Here is a 20,008-nt window from a genome sequence, read left to right on the forward strand (position 1 = left end):
GAGGGGCTTCAGGGGGGTGGGGCATTCGCCGCCGGTCGCGTCCGGCTGCGGCGGCTCGCCCCCCATCCGCATCCGGGGCCTAGCGCCCGCACAGTGTGACTGACATGATTGCTAGCGTGTACGATCAGAGCGAAAGCCTTCCCGCCGAGTGGCGCGACTTCGTCGCGCTCACCAAGCCGCGGGTGATGAGCCTCGTCGTCTTCACCGGCCTTTGCGGCCTTCTCGCCGCACCCGCCCACATCCATCCGATCCTCGGCTTCACCGCGATCCTGTGCATCGCGCTCGGTGCCGGCGCCGCCGCGGCGCTGAACATGTGGTACGAAGTCGACCTCGACGCGAAGATGAAGCGGACTGCCTCGCGTCCGCTCCCCGCGGGTCGCATGGACCGCCAGTCGGCTCTCCACTTCGGCGTCGGGCTCGGCGTCTTCTCGGTGCTGCTGATGGGCCTCGCCACGAACTGGCTGGCGGCGGGCGTCCTCGCCGTCTCGATCCTCTTCTACGTCCTCGTCTACACCGTCTGGCTGAAGCGCCGGACGCCGCAGAACATCGTGATCGGCGGCGCCGCCGGCGCCTTCCCGCCGGTGATCGGCTGGGCCGCGGTGACCGGGGACGTAACCCTGCTCCCGATCCTCCTCTTCACCCTGATCTTCCTGTGGACGCCGCCGCATTTCTGGGCGCTGTCGCTGTTCGTCCGCTCCGATTACGCGGCTGCCGGCGTGCCGATGCTGCCGGTCGTCGCGGGGCCGCGCGTGACGCGCCAGCAGATCGCCCTCTATACGCTGCCGATGGGCGCGGCGGCGGTCGCGCCCTGGCCGCTCGGCCTCGCCGGCCCGCTCTACGGCATCGCGGCGAGCGCGCTCAGCCTCGCCTTCCTGGTGCTCTCCCTGCTGGTGCTCGCCAACCGCGCGACCGAGCCGGCCGGCATGAAGCCGGAGAAGCGGCTCTTCGCTTACTCCGTCCTCTATCTTTTCGCGATCTTCGGGGCGCTGGTCCTCGATCGCTGGATCCTGGCATGACCATCAAGGATGACCGAACCCCCGAGGTCCGCCGCCGCCAGAAGGCGCGGGCGATCGTCACCGCGCTGCTGCTCGGGGCATTCGTGCTGCTGATCTATGGGATCACCATCGCCAGGATGACGGGCAAGTGACCGCCGCCGCCACCCAGCGCCGCAACGCGCGCACCGCGGGTCTCGCCGCATTGCTGGTCGCCGCGATGGTCGGGCTCGCCTTCGCCAGCGTGCCGCTCTACCGGCTGTTCTGCCAGGTGACCGGCTTCGACGGCACGACGATGCGCGCCACGGGCGACGCCCCGGGCGGCGTTGCCGGCAAGAAGGTGTCGATCCGCTTCGATGCGAACACCGCGCCGAGCCTGCCATGGCATTTCAAGCCGGTGAAGCCGAGCGAGACGGTGACGATCGGCGAGCGGGACATCGCCTTCTACACCGCCAAGAACCTGACCGCGAAGACGATCACCGGCAGCGCCAGCTTCAACGTCACGCCGGTCTGGGCGGGCAAGTATTTCAACAAGATCGACTGCTTCTGCTTCACCGAGCAGACGCTGACGCCCGGCCAGGAGGTGCGGATGCCGGTGGTCTTCTACGTCGATCCCAAGATTCTCGACGATCCGGATGCCCGGGGAGTCAGCGAAATCACCCTCTCCTACACCTTTTACCCGGTGGACCAGCCGAAGGGCTGACGGTAGAGGAACCCCAACTGCCGTCGCGGCGTCCTGCCGCGGCGGAGCGACACGAAAGAAAGGATGCCGGCCCCGGCCGGCACGACGCAAGGGAAAGCCGAGACATGGCCGGAGCGAAGAACCACCCCTATCACATCCTTCCGCCGAGCATCTGGCCCTTCATGGGGTCCTTCTCCGCGATGGCCATGGCGGTCGGCGGCGTGATGTGGATGCATGACTATGCGTTCGGCGGCTACGTCTTCTTCGCCGGCCTGCTCGCCGTCCTGTTCACGATGTTCAGCTGGTGGGTCGACGTGATCCGCGAAGCGCATGCCGGCGATCACACCCCGATCGTCCAGCTCCACCTGCGCTACGGCATGATCCTGTTCATCGCGTCGGAAGTGATGTTCTTCGTCGCCTGGTTCTGGGCCTGGTTCAACGCGTCGCTCTTCCCCTCGGCGGTGGAGTCGATCGGCGGCGTCTGGCCGCCGCACGGCATGAAGGTGATGGACCCGTTCGGCCTGCCGCTGCTCAATACGCTGATCCTGCTCTGCTCGGGCACCACGGTCACCTGGGCGCACCACGCGCTGATCCACGGCGATCGCGACGGGCTGAAGAAGGGTCTCTGGGCGACGATCGGGCTTGGTCTGCTGTTCAGCTCGATCCAGGCCTATGAATATTGGCACGCGCCGTTCGGCTTCAGCGAGAACATCTACACCTCGGCCTTCTTCATGGCGACCGGCTTCCACGGCTTCCACGTCCTGGTCGGCACGATCTTCCTGATCGTCTGCCTGATCCGCGCCTACAAGGGCCACTTCACCGCGCGGCAGCATTTCGGTTTCGAGGCAGCAGCCTGGTACTGGCATTTCGTCGACGTGGTGTGGCTGTTCCTGTTCATCTGCATCTACGTCTGGGGCGGCTGGGGCGCCGAGATTCACTAAGCACTCGGGGGAGCGGCACGGCCGCTCCCCTTCTTCTTTGCGGGTGCTGCGTCGCATGGACCAAAGCCGATGAGCCCCGAGCCGAGCCCCTTTTCCTCCGCCCTCTTCGGGCTTTGCCCGCGCTGCGGCGCGAGAACCCTCTACGAGGGTCCTACCGGATTCGCGCCGACCTGCCGCGCCTGCGGCCTAGATTACGCAGCCTTCAACGTCGGAGACGGTCCGGCGGCCTTCCTGATCCTGATCGTCGGCGCCTTGGTCACTGGCGCCGCCATTGCGCTCGAGCTCGGCGCCAGCCCGCCTTTCCTGGTCCACGTGCTCCTGTGGGTCCCCCTGACGGCCGTTCTGGTGATCGGATCCCTGCGGCTCGCCAAGGGCCTGCTGCTCGCGCTTGAATATCGGCATCGCGCGCACGAGGGCAGGAGTGTCGACCGATGAAGCGCTGGCCTCTCATCCCCACTCTGGTAGTCGCCGCCGCCGTGCTGACGATGATCGGCCTCGGCATCTGGCAGCTGCGGCGATCCGAATGGAAACAGGCGCTGATCGCCCGCTTCGAGTCGAACCGCAGCCAGCCGCCGGTCGCCTGGCCCGTTGTCCCGCCTGCCGACGATTCCCTGCTCTACCGGCGCGCGAAGGGTTTCTGCCTGCAGCCGGTCGCCTGGCGCGCCATCGCCGGCCGTAACCTCGCCGACGAGCCGGGCTGGAGCCATATCGCGTCCTGCCGCACCGGCGGCGCCGAGGGGCCGGGTATGGAGGTCGACATCGGCTGGTCGAGATCGGGCGAGGCGCCCGCCTGGCGCGGGGGTGAGGTGAACGGGATCATCGTACCCGATTCGACGCACCGCATCCGCCTGGTCGCGCAAGCGCCTGCGGCGGGATTGCAGGCGAGCCGGCCGCCGTCGCCGTCCGAGACGCCGAACAACCACCTTGCCTATGCGCTGCAATGGTTCTTCTTCGCCGCGACCGCGGCGGTGATCTACGTCCTCGCCCTACGCCGCAGACGGGAGGAGGAGCCCAAGGCTTCGAAAGCCTGAGCGCGCTCAGGCCCTTGGCCGCTGGTCAGCCCAGCACGAGCTCGTGTCCGAAATTGAGGCCGATGCGGCCTTCCCGGTTCCAGCGAACGAAGGCGTGCATGCGGCTGCATTGGTCGAACTCGATCAGCACCGGCTCGCCGAGCCGCGTGTCGAGCTCGATCTCGATCATCGCGCCGCGCGAGGAGATGTTGAGCACCGGCACGCGATGAGGCTTGCCGCGAAAATGGAGCAGCGCGCTGTCCAGGACGCCCTCGCAGCGTTCCTCTCCCCGCCGATCCGCCCAAAGATCATGCTCGGCATGGATGCCGGCCGATACCTCCGCTCCCGTTGCAAACGCCATCTTACTCCCTCCCCAGAGACGGGCGCGAGCATGGCATGCAAGTCTTTACCAAATTCCTAGCAGGGAACAGCTGAGACGGATTCGCCTTAACCTCGTTTAAGTCCCGGCGCTTTGGGGGGAACTTGCCGTCCCCACGAGGTGTTCGTTCCTGCATCGTTATTTCGAGACCGAAACAGGCATGATCTACGACGACCGCGAGCCGCTTCCGCTGGAACTCTGGGGAGGCGTGGAATGCACGATCGTCCGACTCGGCGATTCCTACCGCAACCAGATTGTCGAAACCGGCCATTTCGATCGGGCGGAGGATATCGACCTCATCGCCGATCTCGGCGTGACCACCGTGCGCTATCCGATCCTCTGGGAGACGGTCGCGCCCGAAAGCCTCGACCGGTGCGATTGGAGCTGGACTGACGAGCGCCTGGCCATGCTGCGTGCGCGGGGCATCAAGGTCATCGGCGGGCTCACGCACCATGGCTCGGGACCCCGATACACCGATCTTCTCGACGTGGAATTCCCGCAGAAGCTCGCCGCTTTCGCCGCGCTCGCGGCGGAGCGGTATCCGTGGATCGAGCAATGGACGCCGGTGAACGAGCCCCTCACCACCGCGCGCTTCTCCGCCCTCTACGGGCATTGGTATCCGCACGCCCGCGATCACGCCTCGTTCCTGCGGGCGCTGGTCAATCAATGCCGCGGCGTGCTCGAATCGATGCGCGCGATCCGCAAGGTCATCCCCGGCGCGAAGCTGGTTCAGACCGAGGATCTCGGCAAATGCTATTCCACTCAGCCGCTCGCCTATCAGGCGCGGTTCGAGAACGAGCGGCGCTGGCTCAGCCTCGATCTGCTCTGCGGCCGGGTGAAGGACGGACACCCGATGCTCCCCTTCCTCCTCGGCGCCGGCATCGGCTGGGACGAGCTCGGCGCCTTCGCCGATGGCGAGGGCACGCCGGACCTGCTCGGCATCAATCATTATCTCACCAGCGAGCGCTTCCTCGATCACCGCGCCGAGCTCTACCCGGGGCACGACGTCGGCGGGAACGGCCGCCATTCCTATGTCGACGCGGAGGCGGTCCGCGTGAAGCGGCTCGACCGCGATACCGGGATCGTCGCCCGTCTGCGCGAGGCCTGGGCGCGCTACGGAATTCCGATGGCAATCACCGAGGTGCACCATGGTTGCCATCGCGACGAGCAATTGCGCTGGTTCGTCGAGGTTTGGAACGGTGCCCAGCAGCTCCGGGCCGAGGGCGTCGATCTGCGTGCCGTCACCCTCTGGTCCCTGTTCGGCAACGTCGATTGGCGCTTCCTGCTCACGCAGAAGCGCGATTTCTATGATCCGGGCGTGTTCGACACCAAGTCCGGCACGCCGCGCCCGACGATCGTCGCGCGCGCGGCCAAGGCTGTTGCCGAGGGTCGCGACTTCGATCATCCGGCGCTCGACAGCCCCGGCTGGTGGCGCCGTCCGCCGCGGCTCTATCCCTGGAGCGGCAGCTGCAAGCCGCTCGACTGGGAGGGGCGGAAGATTCTCATCACCGGGGCCACCGGCACTCTAGGCCGGGCACTCGCGCGAGTCTGCGAGGACCGCGCTTTGCCATTCTGCCTGACCAGCCGGGCTGAGCTCGACATCGTCGATGAAGGATCGATCGCCGCCGCCATCGAGCGGCACCGGCCTTGGGCGGTGATCAATGCGGCCGGCTTCGTCCGCGTCGCCGATGCGGAGCGCGAGCAGGATGCGTGCATCGCCGCCAATGCGGCGGGCGCCGAGAAGCTGGCGCGTGCCTGCGAAGCGGCCGGCATTCCGTTCGCCACCTTCTCGTCCGATCTCGTCTTCGACGGGCGGCTCGGGCGACCCTATGTCGAGAGCGATACGCCGGCGCCTGCGTGCGTCTACGGAGCGTCCAAGGCAGAAGCGGAAGTCCGCGTGATCGCCGCCAAGCCGGACGCGCTCGTCGTCCGCACCAGCGCCTTCTTCGGCCCTTGGGACCAGTATAATTTCGCCTGGCACGTGCTGACCTCGCTGTCGCGGGGAGAGGCGGTCACCGCCTGCGAGAAGACCGAGGTCTCGCCCACCTACGTCCCGGATCTCTGCCATACCGTGCTCGACCTGATGGTCGACGGAGAGAAGGGCATATGGCACGTCGCCAATGAGGGCCGGGTCAGCTGGTACGAATTCGCGCGCAAGGTGGCGGAGGGTGCCGGCCTCGACGCCGGTCTGGTGACGCCGCTTCAGGCCTTGGTCGAGCCGGGCCTCAACGTCCTTGCCAGCACGCGCGGCGGGACAATGCGGAAGTTCGAGGAGGCGCTCGACGATTATCTGCGCGCGATGCGCGATCGACCCGAGCTCAGCCAGCCGGCACTCCCGACCGAGGCGCTCCTGCAGATCGAGCCCGAAGAGGACCTCGTCGCGATCGACCTCGCCGCCGAGTGAGCTGTAGCGCTCGAAGACTTAAGCGGCTATTCTACCCTTCTCCGCAGGCTGATTGAGGCCTCGGGCCGACGCGAACGCGCCGGATCAAGGAAGGTGGGAACAGCATGACGTTTCCATACCAGCCTGCGCGTGACTTCATCTCGATCTTGCGCGATGAGCGGCGCGACTTACTCGAGCGACTTCGGCAGACCCGATTCACACAGCTAAAACCCGGCTTTACCTACGGCCAGGTAATCCCCCATGCGTCGTATCAGCCATGGTGCGACGATGAACGCTTTCTGGAACTTTACGAGGTCATCAGAGCGCACACGTTGGTCGACGTCTATCGCTGCTATGAACTCTACCTCTGCGCCATTCAGGCGGCGAAGATTGAGGGGGACCTTGTGGAAGTCGGCGTCTGGAAGGGTGGAACCGGCGCATTGATGGCCGCCTGCTTCGGCGGCGTCGAGGTTCATCTGTTCGATACCTTCGCTGGTGTAGCCAAGGCAGATGCCGATAAGGACACGATGTATTGTGGCGGTGAGCATAGCGACACCAGCCGCGAGCTCGTCCAGGCGCTGTTTGCCCGCGTTGGCGTCACGCCCAACTTTCACGTCGGCATCTTCCCTGACGACACGCTTGCCGACGTTCCTGAACGTGTCGCGCTCGCCCATATCGACGTGGATGTATATGCCTCGGCCAAGGAGTCGTTCGAGGCGATCTGGCCCCGGGTGCAGTCCGGCGGCTTCGTCATCTTCGACGATTACGGCTTCTTCGGTTGCGAGGGCGTCGCCGAGGCCGTGAACGAGCTTCGGCAAACGGTGCATGATGGCACGTTCATTCACAATCTGAATGGACACGCGACCTTCATCAAGCGAGCGGGCTGAAAGCGCTCGGCGCGTTGCGACCTTCCCATAGCTGGCTCGCCGCCGGCGTCGCTCGCAACGATCCTCGCAGGGCTGTGTCCTCGCTCGCTCCGCGGATGAAAATTAGGCAGTCGAGTACGGCCTGCTGCGGCTGCAACGAAAAAGGGCCCGCTTGCGCAGGCCCTTTCCGTTCTCCTTACGGAGCCGCTTATTCGGCGGCTTCGGTCCAGACGGTACCGGCGCTCGCCGCGGCGTCGGCGCTGCGCTTGGCATCGATCCTGCGGAAGGTGGCGAGCGCCTGCCCGACCACCTGGTCCATGTTGTAGTAGCGATAGGTCGCCAGCCGGCCGACGAACGTGACGTTCGGGGTGGCGTCGGCGAGAGCTTCGTACTTCTTGAACAGGTCCTGATTTTCCGCCCGCGGGATCGGGTAATAAGGATCGCCTTCCGCGCTTGGATATTCGTAGGTGATGCTCGTCTTCGAATGCTGCTGACCCGTGAGGTGCTTGTACTCGGTGATCCGCGTGTAGGGCACCTGCGGGTCCGGGTAGTTCACCACCGCCACCGGCTGGAACTGCTCCTCGTCGAGGATCTTGTGCTCGAAGCGAAGACTCCGATACGGCAGCTTGCCGTAACGGAAGTCGAAATACTCGTCGATCGGGCCGGTGAAGATGATGTGGCCGGCATCGACCTCGCTGATGATGTCCTTGTAGTCGGTCGACAGCAGCACATCGATGTTCGGATGCTCGAGCATGCGGTTGAACATGGCAGTGTAGCCGTTCTTCGGCATGATCTGGTGCTTGTCGCCGAAGTAGCGGTCGTCGGTGTTGGTCCGGGTGGGAATCCGGGCCGTGACGGCCTTGTCGAGCCCGCTCGGATCGATGCCCCATTGCTTGCGGGTATAGCCCTGGAAAAAGAGCTCGTAGAGCTCGCGTCCCACGGCGGAGATCACCACGTCCTCCGAGGTCTTGATCTCGGCCACCGGCTCCGCGCGGGAGGCGAGATAGGCGGCGGCTTCCTCGTCGGTCTGGAGATCGAGGTCGAACAGCTGGTTGAGCGTGGTGCGGTTGATCGGGATCGGCACCAGCTGGTCGCGCACTTCGGCGAGCACGCGGTGCTCGTAAGGCCGCCACTCGGTGAATTGCGACAGATAGTCGACGATTTCGTCCGAATTGGCGTGGAAGATGTGCGGCCCGTATTGGTGGATCAGCACGCCCGCTTCGTCGAGATGGTCATAGGCGTTGCCCGCGATGTGCGGCCGCTTGTCGATGACGAGGACGCGGGCGTCGTGCTGGCTCGCCAGCCGCTCGGCCAGCACCGATCCGGCGAAGCCGGCGCCGACGACCAGATAGTCATAGGTCTTCTTGTTGTGCGCCTTGACGATGTTCGGCCCCGCGGTCGGGACCTTCACCGCCTCGCGAACCAGGCCCGCCATGCGGGCGTAGGTGATGTCCCAGCTGAGGTTGGCGAGCTTCGCGTCGACCTGCCCAAGCCAATCGCCCTCGGTGCGGCTGAGCGCGAGCGCCTTCTCGCACGCCTCGATGAAGGCGGCCTGGCCGTCGGCGATGAACACCGCCTCGAGATCGCTGTAGTGGCGGATCACGTCGGTGATCGGGGTGGAGACCACCGGCCGGCCGCCGGCGAGATATTCCGGAGTCTTGGTCGGCGAGATGAACTTGGTCGATTCGTTGATCGCGAACGGCATCAGCGCGACGTCCCAGCCGCCGAGATAGACCGGCAGCTCGTCATAGGATTTGCCGCCGACGTAATGGATGTTGGCGCGCAGCGGCAGATCGGCCTCGTCGATCTTCACCACGGGCCCGACCATGACGATCGACCATTCGGGATGGGCATCGGCGACGGCGGCGATCAGCTCCAGATCCATGCGCTCGTCGATGACGCCATAGAAGCCCAGCCGCGGCCGGCCGATCGGCGCCTGGTCGTCGGGGATGGCGTCCATCGCGCGGGCCTGGGCGAAATGCGCCCGGTCGACGCTCGACGGAAAGGGGTGGATGTTCGGGTGGCGGTCCTTCTTCGCCTCGTAGAGGCTGTAGCCGCCGGTGAAGACCACGTCCGCCGCGGCGATCAGCTCGCGCTCTAGATCGAGCAGCTGGGGCGGCGCGAAGCGGAAGTTGGCCAGCTCGTCCATGCAATCGTAGACGGTCGCCGCCGACGCCACGTGCCTGGAGAAGGGCAGCATCATCGGCGTGTAATACCAGCGGACGAAAGGCCCCTGCTCGCCGGCGAGGAACCCGTCCAGAAGGCTCTTCAGCGCCGCTTCGCGGCCGGCTTCGTCGAGCGACTCGGGAAGGGAGGGAGTCACGACGATCACGCCGGATTCGGCGCAGGTGCGCACGCCCAGGGCGGGGTCGCAGTCGGGGAGGGCCGCTTCGGGCTCTTCCCAGTAAATAACGCGCCGGTCGGCGGCAAAGCGGCTCATCAAATGCTGAGGTCGCTGGAAGACGAAATTCCACCGCAGATGGGAGAAGCAGATCAGCGTGTGGGTATCAGCGATCTGGGGCGCGGCCTGGCTCTGCCCCAGTGCGGAGGCGGTGGACAAGGTGATCAACGAAGGATTCCCCTTATGATTCTGGACGTCTTGAACAACGTACCTGCCGCGCAGGAAGTTCCTGCAGTGCAGCATGAATCATGTTGATATGGATCAGCCGAAAGCTGAACCATTTCAGCGCCGAAGCGGTGGGCTTTAGGAATCCTCGAAGGCGCTCCTGAGTTCCTCCAGCCACGGTTTGGCCGTGCCGTCGGCCGGCGCCCGCCAGTCTCCGCGCGGGCTGAGGCTGCCGCCGGCAGACACCTTGGGACTGTTCGGAATAGCGGTTCGCTTGAACTGGCTGATCTGGAAGAAGCGGAACAGGAAGACCTCGAGCCACTTGCGAATCGTCTCGATGTCGTAGCTGCGCTTCAGATGTTCGGGGTAGCCGACCGGCCACATCCCGCGCTCGACCTCCGCCCATGCCTGCCAGGCGAGGAAGGCGACCTTCGACGGCGCCTGTCCTGCCCGCAGGATGTGAAACAGGAAGAAGTCGTGGAGCTCGTAGGGGCCGATCTTGTCCTCGGTCGACTGCATCTCCTGGTCTTCGCCCGCAGGAATCAGCTCGGGCGAGATCTTGGTCTGCAAGATGGCGTCGAGGATGCGGTTGGTCTCGTCGTCGAACTGTCCGGTCTTGATCGCCCAGCGCACCAGATACTGGATCAGCGTCTTGGGCACGCCGGCGTTGACGCCATAATGGCTCATCTGGTCTCCGACGCCGTAGGTGGACCAGCCAAGAGCGACCTCCGAGAGGTCTCCGGTTCCGACGACGAATCCGCTCCTCTGGTTCGCCAGCCGGAACAGATAATCGGTACGCAGTCCCGCCTGCACGTTCTCGAAGGTGATGTCGTAGACCGGCTCGCCCTTCGCGAAGGGATGGCCCATGTCGGCCAGCATCTGCATCGCGGCGGGGCGGATGTCGATTTCCTCACCGACGATTCCGAGCGCCCGCATCAGCGCCCAGGCGTTCGACTTGGTCGTATCGCCGGTGGCGAAGCCGGGCATGGTGAAGCCGAGGATCGTCGAACGCGGCAGCTTCAGCAGATCACACATCTTGGCCGCGACGATCAGCGCATGGGTGGAATCGAGACCGCCCGACACGCCGATGACGAGATGCTTGCCGCTCGTCGTCTGGAAGCGCTTGGCGAGGCCCTGCACCTGGATGTTGAAGGCCTCGTAGCAATCCTGGTCGAGCTGCTCGATGCGGTTCGGAACGAAGGGGAAGCGTCGGAGCAGCCGGCGGAATCCGATGTCGGCGAAGCTTGGCCGATGAGCAAAGCGGATCCGGCGGACGCGCTTCTCGGGATGACCGGCCGCCACCGCATTGTCGTTGAAGGTCGGCATCCGCATCCGCTCGAGCCGCAGGCGCTGGACGTCGACATCGGCGATGCAGAGCTCCGGCTCGAGGTCGAAGCGGTTGCTCTCCGCCAGCAATTCGCCGAACTCGTAGATCGCGCTCTGCCCGTCCCAGGCGAGATCCGTCGTGCTCTCGCCCGGACCCGAGGCCGCATAGACATAGGCGGCGCAGCAGCGGCTCGCCTGCGAGGCGCAGAGCAATTTGCGTTCGTCGGCCTTGCCGATCGTGATGTTGGACGCGGAGAGATTGCAGAGGATCAATGCGCCGGCCAGCGCACCGTGGGTGGAGGGCGGCTGCGGCGCCCAATAATCCTCGCAGATCTCGACGTGGAAGATGAAGTCGTCCAGATCTTCCGCCTCGAACAGCAGGTCCGGCCCGAAGGGGACGTTCTGCCCCGCGACGGAGATCGACAGCCCCTCCAGGCCGACTCCGGAGACGAACCAGCGCTTTTCGTAGTATTCGCGATAGTTCGGCAGGAAGCTCTTCGGCACCACGCCCAGGATCGCGCCGCGCGCCATCACCACGGCAGTGTTGTAAAGCCGGCCGTTCCGACGCAGGGGCGCGCCGACGATCAGCACCGGGGCAAGCGCCGCCGTCTCCGCGCAGAAGCGGGCGATCCCCGCCTCGACGGCGTCGAGGAAAGCCTCCTGCAGGTGGAGATCGTCGACCGCGTAGGAAGAGAGGTTAAGCTCTGGGAAGACCACCAGATCGCAGCCTTCCGCATCGGCCTGTCTGGCCAAGGTGATCGCCTGATCGGTGTTGAAGGAGACGTCGCCGGCGGAGCCGGTGGGACTGGCGGCCGCGGTTCGGACGAAGCCGTGGCGGTGGATGGCGGAAAACCTCGGCTTGGTCACAGCATCTCCGTCATCATGTCGATCGCGCTCTTCATGCATGCGATGCGTGTAGCACCTCGTCCGCCGGGGCCGAAATGCTCCTCCCTGTGGATGGTGACGCGACCGGCGCGGGCGCAGGCAAGGTGCACCAGCCCAGGCTCGTCGCCGCTGTCCGCGAAGCCAGTGATCGAGAGGGCAATGTTGGCGCGGGAGCGGGCGAGGGTGCCTTCCGCCATAGCGATCGCCACCTCCTTCGACACCGCCCCTTTCTCCTCGATCAGCTCCAGCGGCACGCCGAGCATCTCGTTCTTGGCCTCGTTGGTGTAGGTGACGAACCCCCGCTCGAACGCGTGGGCAACGCCCTGAACGTCGGTCAGCAGGGACGCGAGCATGCCGCCGGTGCAGCTCTCCGCGGTCGCGAACATGAGGTCGCGCTCGCACGCCTTGGCCAGGAGGCGTCGGGTCGCCTCCTCCGTCTCGTTCGGCAGTACAGGGGAAAGGGTCTCGGTATCGTTCAAAATGGCGGTCTCGCGAGATCGTTTCGGCAGGGAACCCGGTGCTCCGCCCGAATGTTCCCGGCACAAAGGAGGAGGCACCACATGGCCGACAAGCAGAACGCAATCCAGTTGCTCACCGCCGACCATCGCGAGGTGGAGGCGCTGTTCGAGCAGTTCGAGAAAGCGAAGGACGACAGCAAGAAAGAGCGGATCGCGCGGCAGATCTGCACCGAGCTCAAGATTCACGCGATGATCGAGGAGGAGCTCTTCTACCCGGCGTTCCGGGGCAAGATCTCCGACGACGATCTCGACGAGGCGATCGTCGAGCATGACGGCGCCAAGGTGCTGATCAACGACATCGAGGCGGGCAGCCCCGAGGCCGAGTTCTACGACGCGAAGGTCAAGGTGCTGCAGGAGCAGATCGAGCACCACGTCAAGGAAGAGGAGCGGGAGTCCGGCAACATCTTCTCGCAGGCGCGAAAGACCGACGTCGACCTCGACGCCCTGGGCGAGCAGATGCGGGCCCGCAAGCAGGAGCTGATGCGCCAGGCCGAGAGCGAAGGCCTGCCTCCGGCGCAGCCCGCCGCCCTCACGGAAGTGGAGGCTTGATCATGGCCTGGAATCGCAATCGCACGATCCTCGGCGTGGCGGCGGCCGCCGCTGCCGGTCTTGGCTATTATGCGGTCCAGCTGGTCCGCGGCCGTGGCGGCCTTGCGGCCGTCCTGGGACGCAATGCGCGCAGCTCGGGCGCCGGCATCACCGGCAGCGCGGCGCTCGCCGGCGACGGCGCGGAAGGTGCAGTCGGTAATTCGGGCGCGGCGCGCGATGCCGGCGCCGCCGAGATGCGCGATCCGCCGCAGCGCTGGACGGCGCAGGACGAGGCGGTCGACGAGACCTTCCCGGCCAGCGATCCGGTGACGGCCAAGCACGTCGACTGACGACTTTTTCGGCCGCTCGTGAGCGGCCGGGCGACGCTCAATAGGCCCTGGCGATGGCGAACTCGACCGCCTCGACCAGGGCCGATTTGGCACTGCCGTTCCGGAACGGCCCGAGCGCGTCGATCGCGCGCTGGCCGTAAGTGCGTGCCCGCGCGATGGTGTCGTCGATCGCATTGTGTCGCTTCAGCAGCGCGATGGCGTGGGCGAGATCATCGTCCGAGGTGCGGCTGCCCTCCATCGCCTCCCGCCAGAACCTGCGGTCCGCTTCGTCTCCGCGCGCATGGGCGAGGATCACCGGGAGCGTCACCTTGCCGTCGCGGAAGTCGTCGCCCACGCCCTTGCCCATCGTCTCGGCATCGGACACGTAGTCGATTGCATCGTCGATCAGCTGGAAGGCGATACCGAGATTGCGTCCGTAGCAGTCGAGCGCCTGCTCGACGCTTTCGTCCCTCTCGGCGACGACGCCGGCGATCCGGCACGCGGCGGCGAACAGCGCCGCCGTCTTGGCGCTGATGATCCCGAGATAATGGTCCTCGCTGGTCTCGACCCGCCGCTGCGCGGTGAGCTGATCCACCTCGCCCTCGGCGATGACCGCGGACGCGCGGGAGAGAATGCGCAGCACCTTCAGGCTGCCGTCCTCGACCATCAGCTCGAAGCTGCGGGAAAAAAGAAAGTCTCCGACGAGCACGCTCGCCGGATTGCCCCAGATGATGTTCGCGGTGCGCCGGCCGCGCCTCAGGCCGGAGCCGTCGACGACGTCGTCATGAAGCAGGGTCGCGGTGTGGATGAACTCGACCGCTGCCGCGAGCTTGTGGTGACGGGTGCCGCCGTAATCGAGCAGCCGGGCACAGGCGAGGGTCAGCATCGGCCGCATCCGCTTGCCCCCGCCGGCGATGAGATGGCCGGCCAGCTCGGGGATCAGCGCGACCTCGCTCTGCATGCGATCGAGGATGACGCTGTTGACGTGGTTGAGGTCCGCCGCGACCAGCTGGATCATCGGATCGAGCGAGGGGGCGCGGGCGGAACCGATCGGATGGACGGTGGCGCTCACGGGCGCGCTCTGCGCGCGCGGTGGGGAAAAGGCAAGGCCGGTGCGAACAAGTCCCCACCATGGATCGCGATCGAAAGATCAGCCGCAGAGCGGCAGCTTCAGGCGGGCCATCAGCCCGCCCAGGTCCTCGCTCTCCTCGAGCGCGATCGAGCCGCCGTAGATCTCCGCGACGTCGCGGACGATGGCGAGGCCGAGGCCGGTGCCCGGCTTGTCAGTGTCCAGGCGGGCGCCCCGGGCGAAGATCGAGACGCGCTCCTCCTCCGGAATGCCGCTGCCGTCGTCCTCGACCTCGATCTCGACACATTCGGGGGTCGTCTTCACCGTCACGAACACGCGTCCGCCGCCGTATTTGGCGGCATTCTCGATCAGATTGCCGACCATCTCGTCGAGGTCCTGGCGCTCCACCCGGACCGCAGCCTGCTTGTCGCCGGCAAGATCGACGGTGACGTTCTCGTAGAGGCGGGTGACCGCGCGCTCGACCGATTCGAGCGACGGCCAGACTTCGGCGCGGGCCTGGGCGCTCGATCGCCGGCCGATCGCCCGCGCGCGGGCGAGGTGATGATCGACCTGCCGGCGCATCGTCGTGGCCTCGCGGCACACCGTCTCCGGCAGGTCCGGGCTGTTTGCCGTCGCCGCATTGGTGATGACGGTGAGCGGCGTCTTCAGCGCATGGGCGAGATTGCCGGCATGGCGCCGGGCTTCCTCGGCCTGGAGCTCGTTATGCGCGAGGAGAGCGTTCAGCTCCTCCTTCAGCGGCTCGATCTCGCGCGGAAAGCTCTCCTCGATCCGCGATCGCTCGCCCGAGCGGATCGATGCGATCGCCTGCCGGACCCGGCGCAACGGCCAGAGGCCGTACACCGCCTGCAGCGCGGCGAGGATCACGAGGCCGAGCCCGAGGATTCCGAACGAGCGGACCAGTGTCCGGCGCAACACCTTGATCTGCTCGTCGAGCTCGGCGCGGCTTTCCGCGACCTGAACGCGCCAGAGCAAGGGCGAGCCGGGGATGCGTACGTCGCGCTCGACGATACGGAGCGTCTCTCCGGCAAACTCGTCGCTGTCGTAGACGTGGCTCTCGAAATCCTTGTGACTGTTGCGCACCCCGAGCTTGCGGTCCCAGAGCGAGCGGGACAGCAGGTCGAGATCCGGGTTTTTCGGTTGCTGGCCGTCCGGGACGCCGCTGATCTGGAAATAGAGGCCGGAGTAAGGCTCCAGGAAGCGCTGGTCCGCGGGCGGGCGGTTGAGATACGCCTCTCCGTCGGGGCCCACTTCCGCCGAGGCGATCAGCGCGGTCAGCACATATTCGAGGCCGACATCGAAATTGCGGGTCACCGCGCTCGACAGGACCCGGTCCAGCGCATAGCCGCCCACGCCCAGAAGCAGGGTGATCCAGATCGCCGAGATGACGATCATGCGCCGGGTCAGCGAACCGGTTCCGCGTCCCGCCTTGCCCTTGTTGCGGCGCCCGATCAGCACCCACGTCTCCTGCAGCCGCGCCGAACCTGCCAGCCAGGAGGAAGATGGAGGCTGAACAAGATCAGCCCGTCGGCTCTTCCAGCGAATAGCCAAGGCCGCGGATGGTGGTGATCACGTCGGGTCCAAGCTTCTTGCGGATGCGCGTGACGAACACTTCGATCGTGTTCGAATCGCGATCGAAATCCTGGTCGTAGATGTGCTCGATCAGCTCGGTGCGGGACACGACCTTGCCCTTGTGGTGCATCAGGTACGACAGCAATTTATATTCCTGCGCGGTGAGCTTCACCGGCTCGCCATTGAGCGTCACCTTGCCCGAGCGGGTGTCCAGCCGGACGTCGCCGGCGGTGAGCTCCGAGGACGCGTTGCCGGACGCTCGGCGGATCAGCGCCCGCAGCCGTGCGATCAGCTCCTCGGTCTGGAACGGCTTGGCGAGATAGTCGTCCGCGCCCGCGTCAAGCCCGGCGACCTTGTCGGACCAGCTGTCCCGCGCGGTGAGGACCAGCACCGGGACGGCCATTCCGTCCTTGCGCCAGCGGTCCAGCACGGTGAGGCCGTCCACTTCCGGAAGGCCGAGATCCAGGATGATCGCATCATAGGTCTCGGTCGAGCCGAGATAATGGCCATCCTCACCGTCGGTCGCGAGATCGACGGCATAGCCGGCGCCCTCCAGGGTCGCGCGAAGCTGGCGTCCCAGGTTGGGCTCGTCCTCGACGATCAGAACACGCATCTGCATCCCCTATGCTGCACAGCGCGTCCAACCAGCGCCGCGGCCAAATGGTTTCATCACCGAAAGCATGGAAATGCGGCGTCGGGCCGCGATCGTCAATCGCGCCGGCGAACCGCGCGGAGAGTGAAGGGAAGGCGGCGGCCCGATCGCCCGGGCAGTACGAAGCCGTTCAGAAGCCCGATTTGCCGACGACCTGACCGGTGCGCGCGTCGACGTCGATCCAGACGACCTGCGGGCCGCGCATGAACTTCAGCCGATAGCGGCCGGCGCTGGCGTCGAGCTCAGGCCCAAGATAATCGAAGCCACGCATCTGGGGAACGATGCGCGATTCGATGTTGCGGAGGGGGATGAAGCTCCCATCGCGGGTCGCCCGGAAGGCGGCATCCTGCTCCCGGTCGCGCGGATGCGAATCCGCCGGAGCCGCGATGGCGGTCAGGGCGGCGAGGCCGGCAAGAAGGCAGGTGCGAAGGGTCATCGTTCAAGTTTCTCGATTGGCTCGGTGAATTGCATACGGGCGGCCCCTTGAACATCCTCTGAATGCAATCGTTCGTGCCGCAAGTCCTGCCCTGCGCGCCGCTGGAAAAGCACCGTCAGTCGGCTTTTCGCTTGGATCGGCCGTCAGGTCATGCTTGGGCGGCGTTCCTGTTGGCGTGCAAGGAGCGGCGGATGCGGGCGGTGTTTGGTCGTATGATGGTTCTGGGTCTCGCCTCGATGGCGGCGGCCTGCGTTCCCAAACCGGCGCCCGAGCCTGAGCCGGTGCCGACCCCGCAGCCAGTGACGAGGCCGTCTCCCACGCCGCCTCCCGCGCCGGTGCGCGACTGGGCGGACCGCGCGCTGACCCCCGGAGACTGGACCTATGTCGCGGATGCGGCCGGTGCGCGCGCCGCCTTCGGCGGCCAGGCCGAGTCCGCGCCATTCGTGATGCGCTGCGATCGCGCGGGCCGCCGGATCCTGCTCTTGCGCCAGGGCGCCGCCTCGGGCGGTACGATGTCGGTGCAAACCTCCTACGGCGTCCGCACCCTGCCGTTGCAGGGCGACAGGAGCGGATATGCCGCGGCAAGCCTCGCTGCGACCGATCCGTTGCTGGACCAGATCGCGTTCAGCCGCGGCCGCTTCTCGATCGACGTTCCGGGCCAGGCGCAGCTCATGCTCCCGGCCTGGCCGGAAACGGCACGCGTCGTGGAGGATTGCAGGGCCTGAAGCGGCGCTGCGCGCGCCGTCCCGACTCCTGCAGGAGCAGGCGGCTTCCGGTGCTTCGAGAGAGGGTGCCGTCGGCGCGGCACGAAGCGAAAAGTCTAACGTGAAAAAAGTTCAATACAAGTCTTGCGGCGCGAATCGCGATGATTCATCCTCGACTCGTTCTCGACAAGCGAAAGGAGGTGATCCGATGTCTCATGGTTCAGCGATGAGGTCGGTTCTGCTCGTTCGGGAGATGAAAGCCTAAGGCTTTCAAGGTCTTCCGGGCTGGAGCATCCGGCCGCTGACCATGTCCGCAAGGGCCGTCGGAGAGATCCGGCGGCCCTTCGGCGTCTCTGGGACAGTGGAACGCCGCCGAAGCGGCGCCCGACCTGCCGAGATCAGCGGCCCTGGCTGCGCCAGCGCTTGACGACGCGCTGGACCATCGCTTCCTCGTCCCCGGTCTGCCGCCAGAGCTCTGAGAAGAGCGGGTCGGACGAGGCCGGCCGCCGGTCCCGCTCGAGTTCGTCGAAGGCCACCCGGATCGGGATCGACACGCCCTCGCCGCAGACGATGCATTCGCGGTTGCGCAGCGCCGGGATGATGTCGAGGAAGCCGCGCGCGCCTTCCGGCATCGCGCTTTTCACGAATGCCTGGTCGCGCTCGTTGTTGAGGCGCATCGCAATGATCGTGCCGCACTGGGAAAGCACGCCTTCGGCAAGGTCCGACGGCCGCTGCGTGATCAGGCCCAGCGAGACACCGTATTTGCGGCCTTCCTTGGCGATCCGCTCGAGGATCTTGCGAACGGCCTGGCCGCCGCTCGTCGTGTCGGCGGGGACGTAGCGATGCGCCTCCTCGCAGACGAGAAGCACCGGCCGGGGCACCTCGTTCCGCGACCAGATCGCATAATCGAATACCAGGCGGGAGAGCATGGCGACGACCACCGAGACGATGTCCGACGGCACGCCGGAGACGTCGATGATCGAGATCGGCTTCCCCTTGGCGGGCAGCCGGAAGATCTTGCTGATGAAGGCGGTCATCGAATCCGCGATCAGCATGCCCGAGAACATGAACTGATAGCGCGGGTCGGCCTTGAGCTCGTCGATCTTTCCCTTCAGCCGCATGTACGGCGCGGTGTCGGTGGCCTTGTTGAGCAGGCCCATCTCGTTGGTGATGGCGCTGGTCAGGTCCGAAAGGGTGTAGGGAATCGGAGAATCGACGGTGAGCTTGTTCAGCCCCTCGGCGACGCGGTTCTTGGCGCGCGCGGCGAGCAGGCACTTGGCGAGAATGTCGGTGTCGCGCTGACGCTCGGCGCCGGACGAGGTGATGAACACCTCGCAATGCTCCTCGAAGTTCATCAGCCAATAAGGCATGGCCAGGTTGTCGACGTTGAACAGCTCGCCATAGCCCTTGAAGGCAGCCGAATATTCGCCGTGCGGATCGACCATTACGATGTGGCCTTCCGGCGCGAGCTCGCAGATGCGGTGCATGATCAGTGCCGCGGAGGTCGATTTGCCGGTACCGGTCGAGCCGAGCAAAGCGAAATGCTTGCCGAGCAGCGCGTCGACGTAGAGCGCGCCGCGCACGTCCTTGGTTGGGTAGACGGTGCCGATCTCGATGTGCGCCCGCTCGTCGGCGGCGAACATCTGGTTCATGTCGTCGCCGCTGACCGGGAAGACGCGGGCGCCCGGGCTCGGATAGCCGGTGATGCCACGGCGGAAGTTCACCAGCCGGCCGCTCTGCGGATGCTCCTCGCCCTCGCCGAGAAAGTCGACCTCGGCGATCACCGCCCCGCCTTCGCTCCCCTCGAGGCGCAGGCCGCGAACGCTGGCGAGGAGCCAACGCGACGCGACCTCCACCTTGACGTGGCCACCGACCTGTCCGGACAGCGCGATCGACGGGTCGTTGTCGGCCGCGAGCTGCCCGAGCCGCTCCAGCTCCAGCTCGACCTTGGCGCCGCCGCCGCCGATCTCGACGATCCGGCCCATCGGCCCTTGCCGCGGACGCTCCGGCACCAGCGGACGGATCGTCGGCGCGACCTCGTCGGCATCGCCGGAAGCCTGGGGAAAGTTGTTGAACTGGATCATGTCGGTCATGGCGTCGGGCACGCTCCGCTGTTCTTCTCAGCGAGCGCTCTAACGCCGAAGGGGTAAAC

Annotated in this window: 20 protein-coding genes; 11 read left to right on the forward strand and 9 right to left on the reverse strand. The window is 66.1% G+C overall.

The annotated features are described in order from the left end of the window. Window positions 1-116 precede the first annotated feature (116 nt). From E2493_RS07550 to E2493_RS07570, 6 genes are all read left to right on the forward strand, one after another. A complete protein-coding gene (locus E2493_RS07550) occupies window positions 117-1,016 on the forward strand; it encodes a heme o synthase (RefSeq protein ID WP_225421212.1) in 900 nt (299 codons plus the stop codon). Further along, entirely contained in the window at window positions 1,013-1,147 is a 135-nt protein-coding gene (locus tag E2493_RS22045; RefSeq protein WP_263854060.1) for a hypothetical protein, read from the forward strand. The genes E2493_RS07550 and E2493_RS22045 overlap by 4 nt, the downstream gene beginning before the upstream one ends. After that, window positions 1,144-1,695: a cytochrome c oxidase assembly protein gene (locus tag E2493_RS07555; RefSeq protein WP_135085331.1), complete on the forward strand. Its 552-nt coding sequence runs from the start codon at window positions 1,144-1,146 to the stop codon at window positions 1,693-1,695. Before E2493_RS22045 ends, E2493_RS07555 begins: the two co-directional genes overlap by 4 nt. Before the next feature lie 104 nt (window positions 1,696-1,799). After that, window positions 1,800-2,615 carry a cytochrome c oxidase subunit 3 gene (locus tag E2493_RS07560; protein ID WP_135085333.1) on the forward strand — a complete coding sequence of 272 codons (816 nt, stop codon included), beginning with the start codon at window positions 1,800-1,802 and terminating at the stop codon, window positions 2,613-2,615. Between the two features lie 69 nt (window positions 2,616-2,684). Beyond that, window positions 2,685-3,050 (forward strand): DUF983 domain-containing protein, encoded by a 366-nt coding sequence (locus E2493_RS07565; protein ID WP_135085334.1) that lies wholly within the window; start codon window positions 2,685-2,687, stop codon window positions 3,048-3,050. Next, complete coding sequence (locus tag E2493_RS07570; RefSeq protein WP_135085336.1) at window positions 3,047-3,646, forward strand: SURF1 family protein; 600 nt, start codon at window positions 3,047-3,049, stop codon at window positions 3,644-3,646. The genes E2493_RS07565 and E2493_RS07570 overlap by 4 nt, the downstream gene beginning before the upstream one ends. Window positions 3,647-3,671: 25 nt before the next feature. Here E2493_RS07570 and E2493_RS07575 read toward each other — a convergent pair whose 3' ends face one another. Continuing rightward, on the reverse strand, window positions 3,672-3,986 hold the full coding sequence (locus E2493_RS07575; protein WP_135085338.1) for a PilZ domain-containing protein: 315 nt from the start codon (window positions 3,984-3,986) through the stop codon (window positions 3,672-3,674). 178 nt (window positions 3,987-4,164) lie between these two features. Here E2493_RS07575 and E2493_RS07580 point away from each other — a divergent pair, with 178 nt between their 5' ends. Continuing rightward, window positions 4,165-6,408, forward strand: a complete 2,244-nt coding sequence (locus E2493_RS07580) for a family 1 glycosylhydrolase (protein ID WP_135085340.1) — start codon at window positions 4,165-4,167, stop codon at window positions 6,406-6,408. A 104-nt stretch (window positions 6,409-6,512) separates the two neighbouring features. Continuing rightward, a complete protein-coding gene (locus E2493_RS07585; protein ID WP_135085342.1) occupies window positions 6,513-7,274 on the forward strand; it encodes a TylF/MycF/NovP-related O-methyltransferase in 762 nt (253 codons plus the stop codon). Between the two features lie 187 nt (window positions 7,275-7,461). Here the strand turns inward: E2493_RS07585 and glf are convergent, their stop codons facing one another. The 3 genes from glf to E2493_RS07600 form a co-directional block, all read right to left on the reverse strand. Next, window positions 7,462-9,822 carry a UDP-galactopyranose mutase gene (glf, locus tag E2493_RS07590; RefSeq protein WP_225421213.1) on the reverse strand — a complete coding sequence of 787 codons (2,361 nt, stop codon included), beginning with the start codon at window positions 9,820-9,822 and terminating at the stop codon, window positions 7,462-7,464. Between the two features lie 135 nt (window positions 9,823-9,957). Continuing rightward, window positions 9,958-12,012 (reverse strand): NAD(+) synthase, encoded by a 2,055-nt coding sequence (locus tag E2493_RS07595; protein WP_225421214.1) that lies wholly within the window; start codon window positions 12,010-12,012, stop codon window positions 9,958-9,960. Next, a complete protein-coding gene (locus E2493_RS07600; RefSeq protein WP_225421215.1) occupies window positions 12,009-12,509 on the reverse strand; it encodes a CinA family protein in 501 nt (166 codons plus the stop codon). Before E2493_RS07600 ends, E2493_RS07595 begins: the two co-directional genes overlap by 4 nt. A gap of 81 nt (window positions 12,510-12,590) precedes the next feature. On the opposite strand from E2493_RS07600, the gene E2493_RS07605 reads away from it, so the two are divergent. Continuing rightward, a complete protein-coding gene (locus tag E2493_RS07605; RefSeq protein ID WP_135085348.1) occupies window positions 12,591-13,097 on the forward strand; it encodes a hemerythrin domain-containing protein in 507 nt (168 codons plus the stop codon). Between the two features lie 2 nt (window positions 13,098-13,099). Further along, window positions 13,100-13,426: a hypothetical protein gene (locus E2493_RS07610; RefSeq protein WP_135085350.1), complete on the forward strand. Its 327-nt coding sequence runs from the start codon at window positions 13,100-13,102 to the stop codon at window positions 13,424-13,426. Window positions 13,427-13,463: 37 nt separating this feature from the next. Here the strand turns inward: E2493_RS07610 and E2493_RS07615 are convergent, their stop codons facing one another. From E2493_RS07615 to E2493_RS07630, 4 genes are all read right to left on the reverse strand, one after another. Further along, a complete protein-coding gene (locus E2493_RS07615) occupies window positions 13,464-14,477 on the reverse strand; it encodes a polyprenyl synthetase family protein (protein ID WP_225421216.1) in 1,014 nt (337 codons plus the stop codon). A 78-nt stretch (window positions 14,478-14,555) separates the two neighbouring features. Next, window positions 14,556-15,887: a sensor histidine kinase gene (locus tag E2493_RS07620; RefSeq protein WP_135085404.1), complete on the reverse strand. Its 1,332-nt coding sequence runs from the start codon at window positions 15,885-15,887 to the stop codon at window positions 14,556-14,558. Window positions 15,888-16,011: 124 nt separating this feature from the next. Beyond that, window positions 16,012-16,677, reverse strand: a complete 666-nt coding sequence (locus E2493_RS07625) for a response regulator transcription factor (RefSeq protein ID WP_135085351.1) — start codon at window positions 16,675-16,677, stop codon at window positions 16,012-16,014. Between the two features lie 169 nt (window positions 16,678-16,846). Continuing rightward, entirely contained in the window at window positions 16,847-17,152 is a 306-nt protein-coding gene (locus E2493_RS07630) for a hypothetical protein (RefSeq protein WP_135085353.1), read from the reverse strand. Window positions 17,153-17,343: 191 nt separating this feature from the next. Between E2493_RS07630 and E2493_RS07635 the strand changes: the two genes are divergently transcribed. Further along, complete coding sequence (locus E2493_RS07635) at window positions 17,344-17,877, forward strand: hypothetical protein (RefSeq protein WP_135085354.1); 534 nt, start codon at window positions 17,344-17,346, stop codon at window positions 17,875-17,877. 377 nt (window positions 17,878-18,254) lie between these two features. Here the strand turns inward: E2493_RS07635 and E2493_RS07640 are convergent, their stop codons facing one another. Next, complete coding sequence (locus E2493_RS07640) at window positions 18,255-19,841, reverse strand: ATP-binding protein (RefSeq protein WP_135085406.1); 1,587 nt, start codon at window positions 19,839-19,841, stop codon at window positions 18,255-18,257. Between the last annotated feature and the right edge of the window lie 167 nt (window positions 19,842-20,008).

This window comes from Sphingomonas parva (ex Maeng et al. 2020) (assembly GCF_004564275.1).
Taxonomy (GTDB): domain Bacteria; phylum Pseudomonadota; class Alphaproteobacteria; order Sphingomonadales; family Sphingomonadaceae; genus Allosphingosinicella; species Allosphingosinicella parva.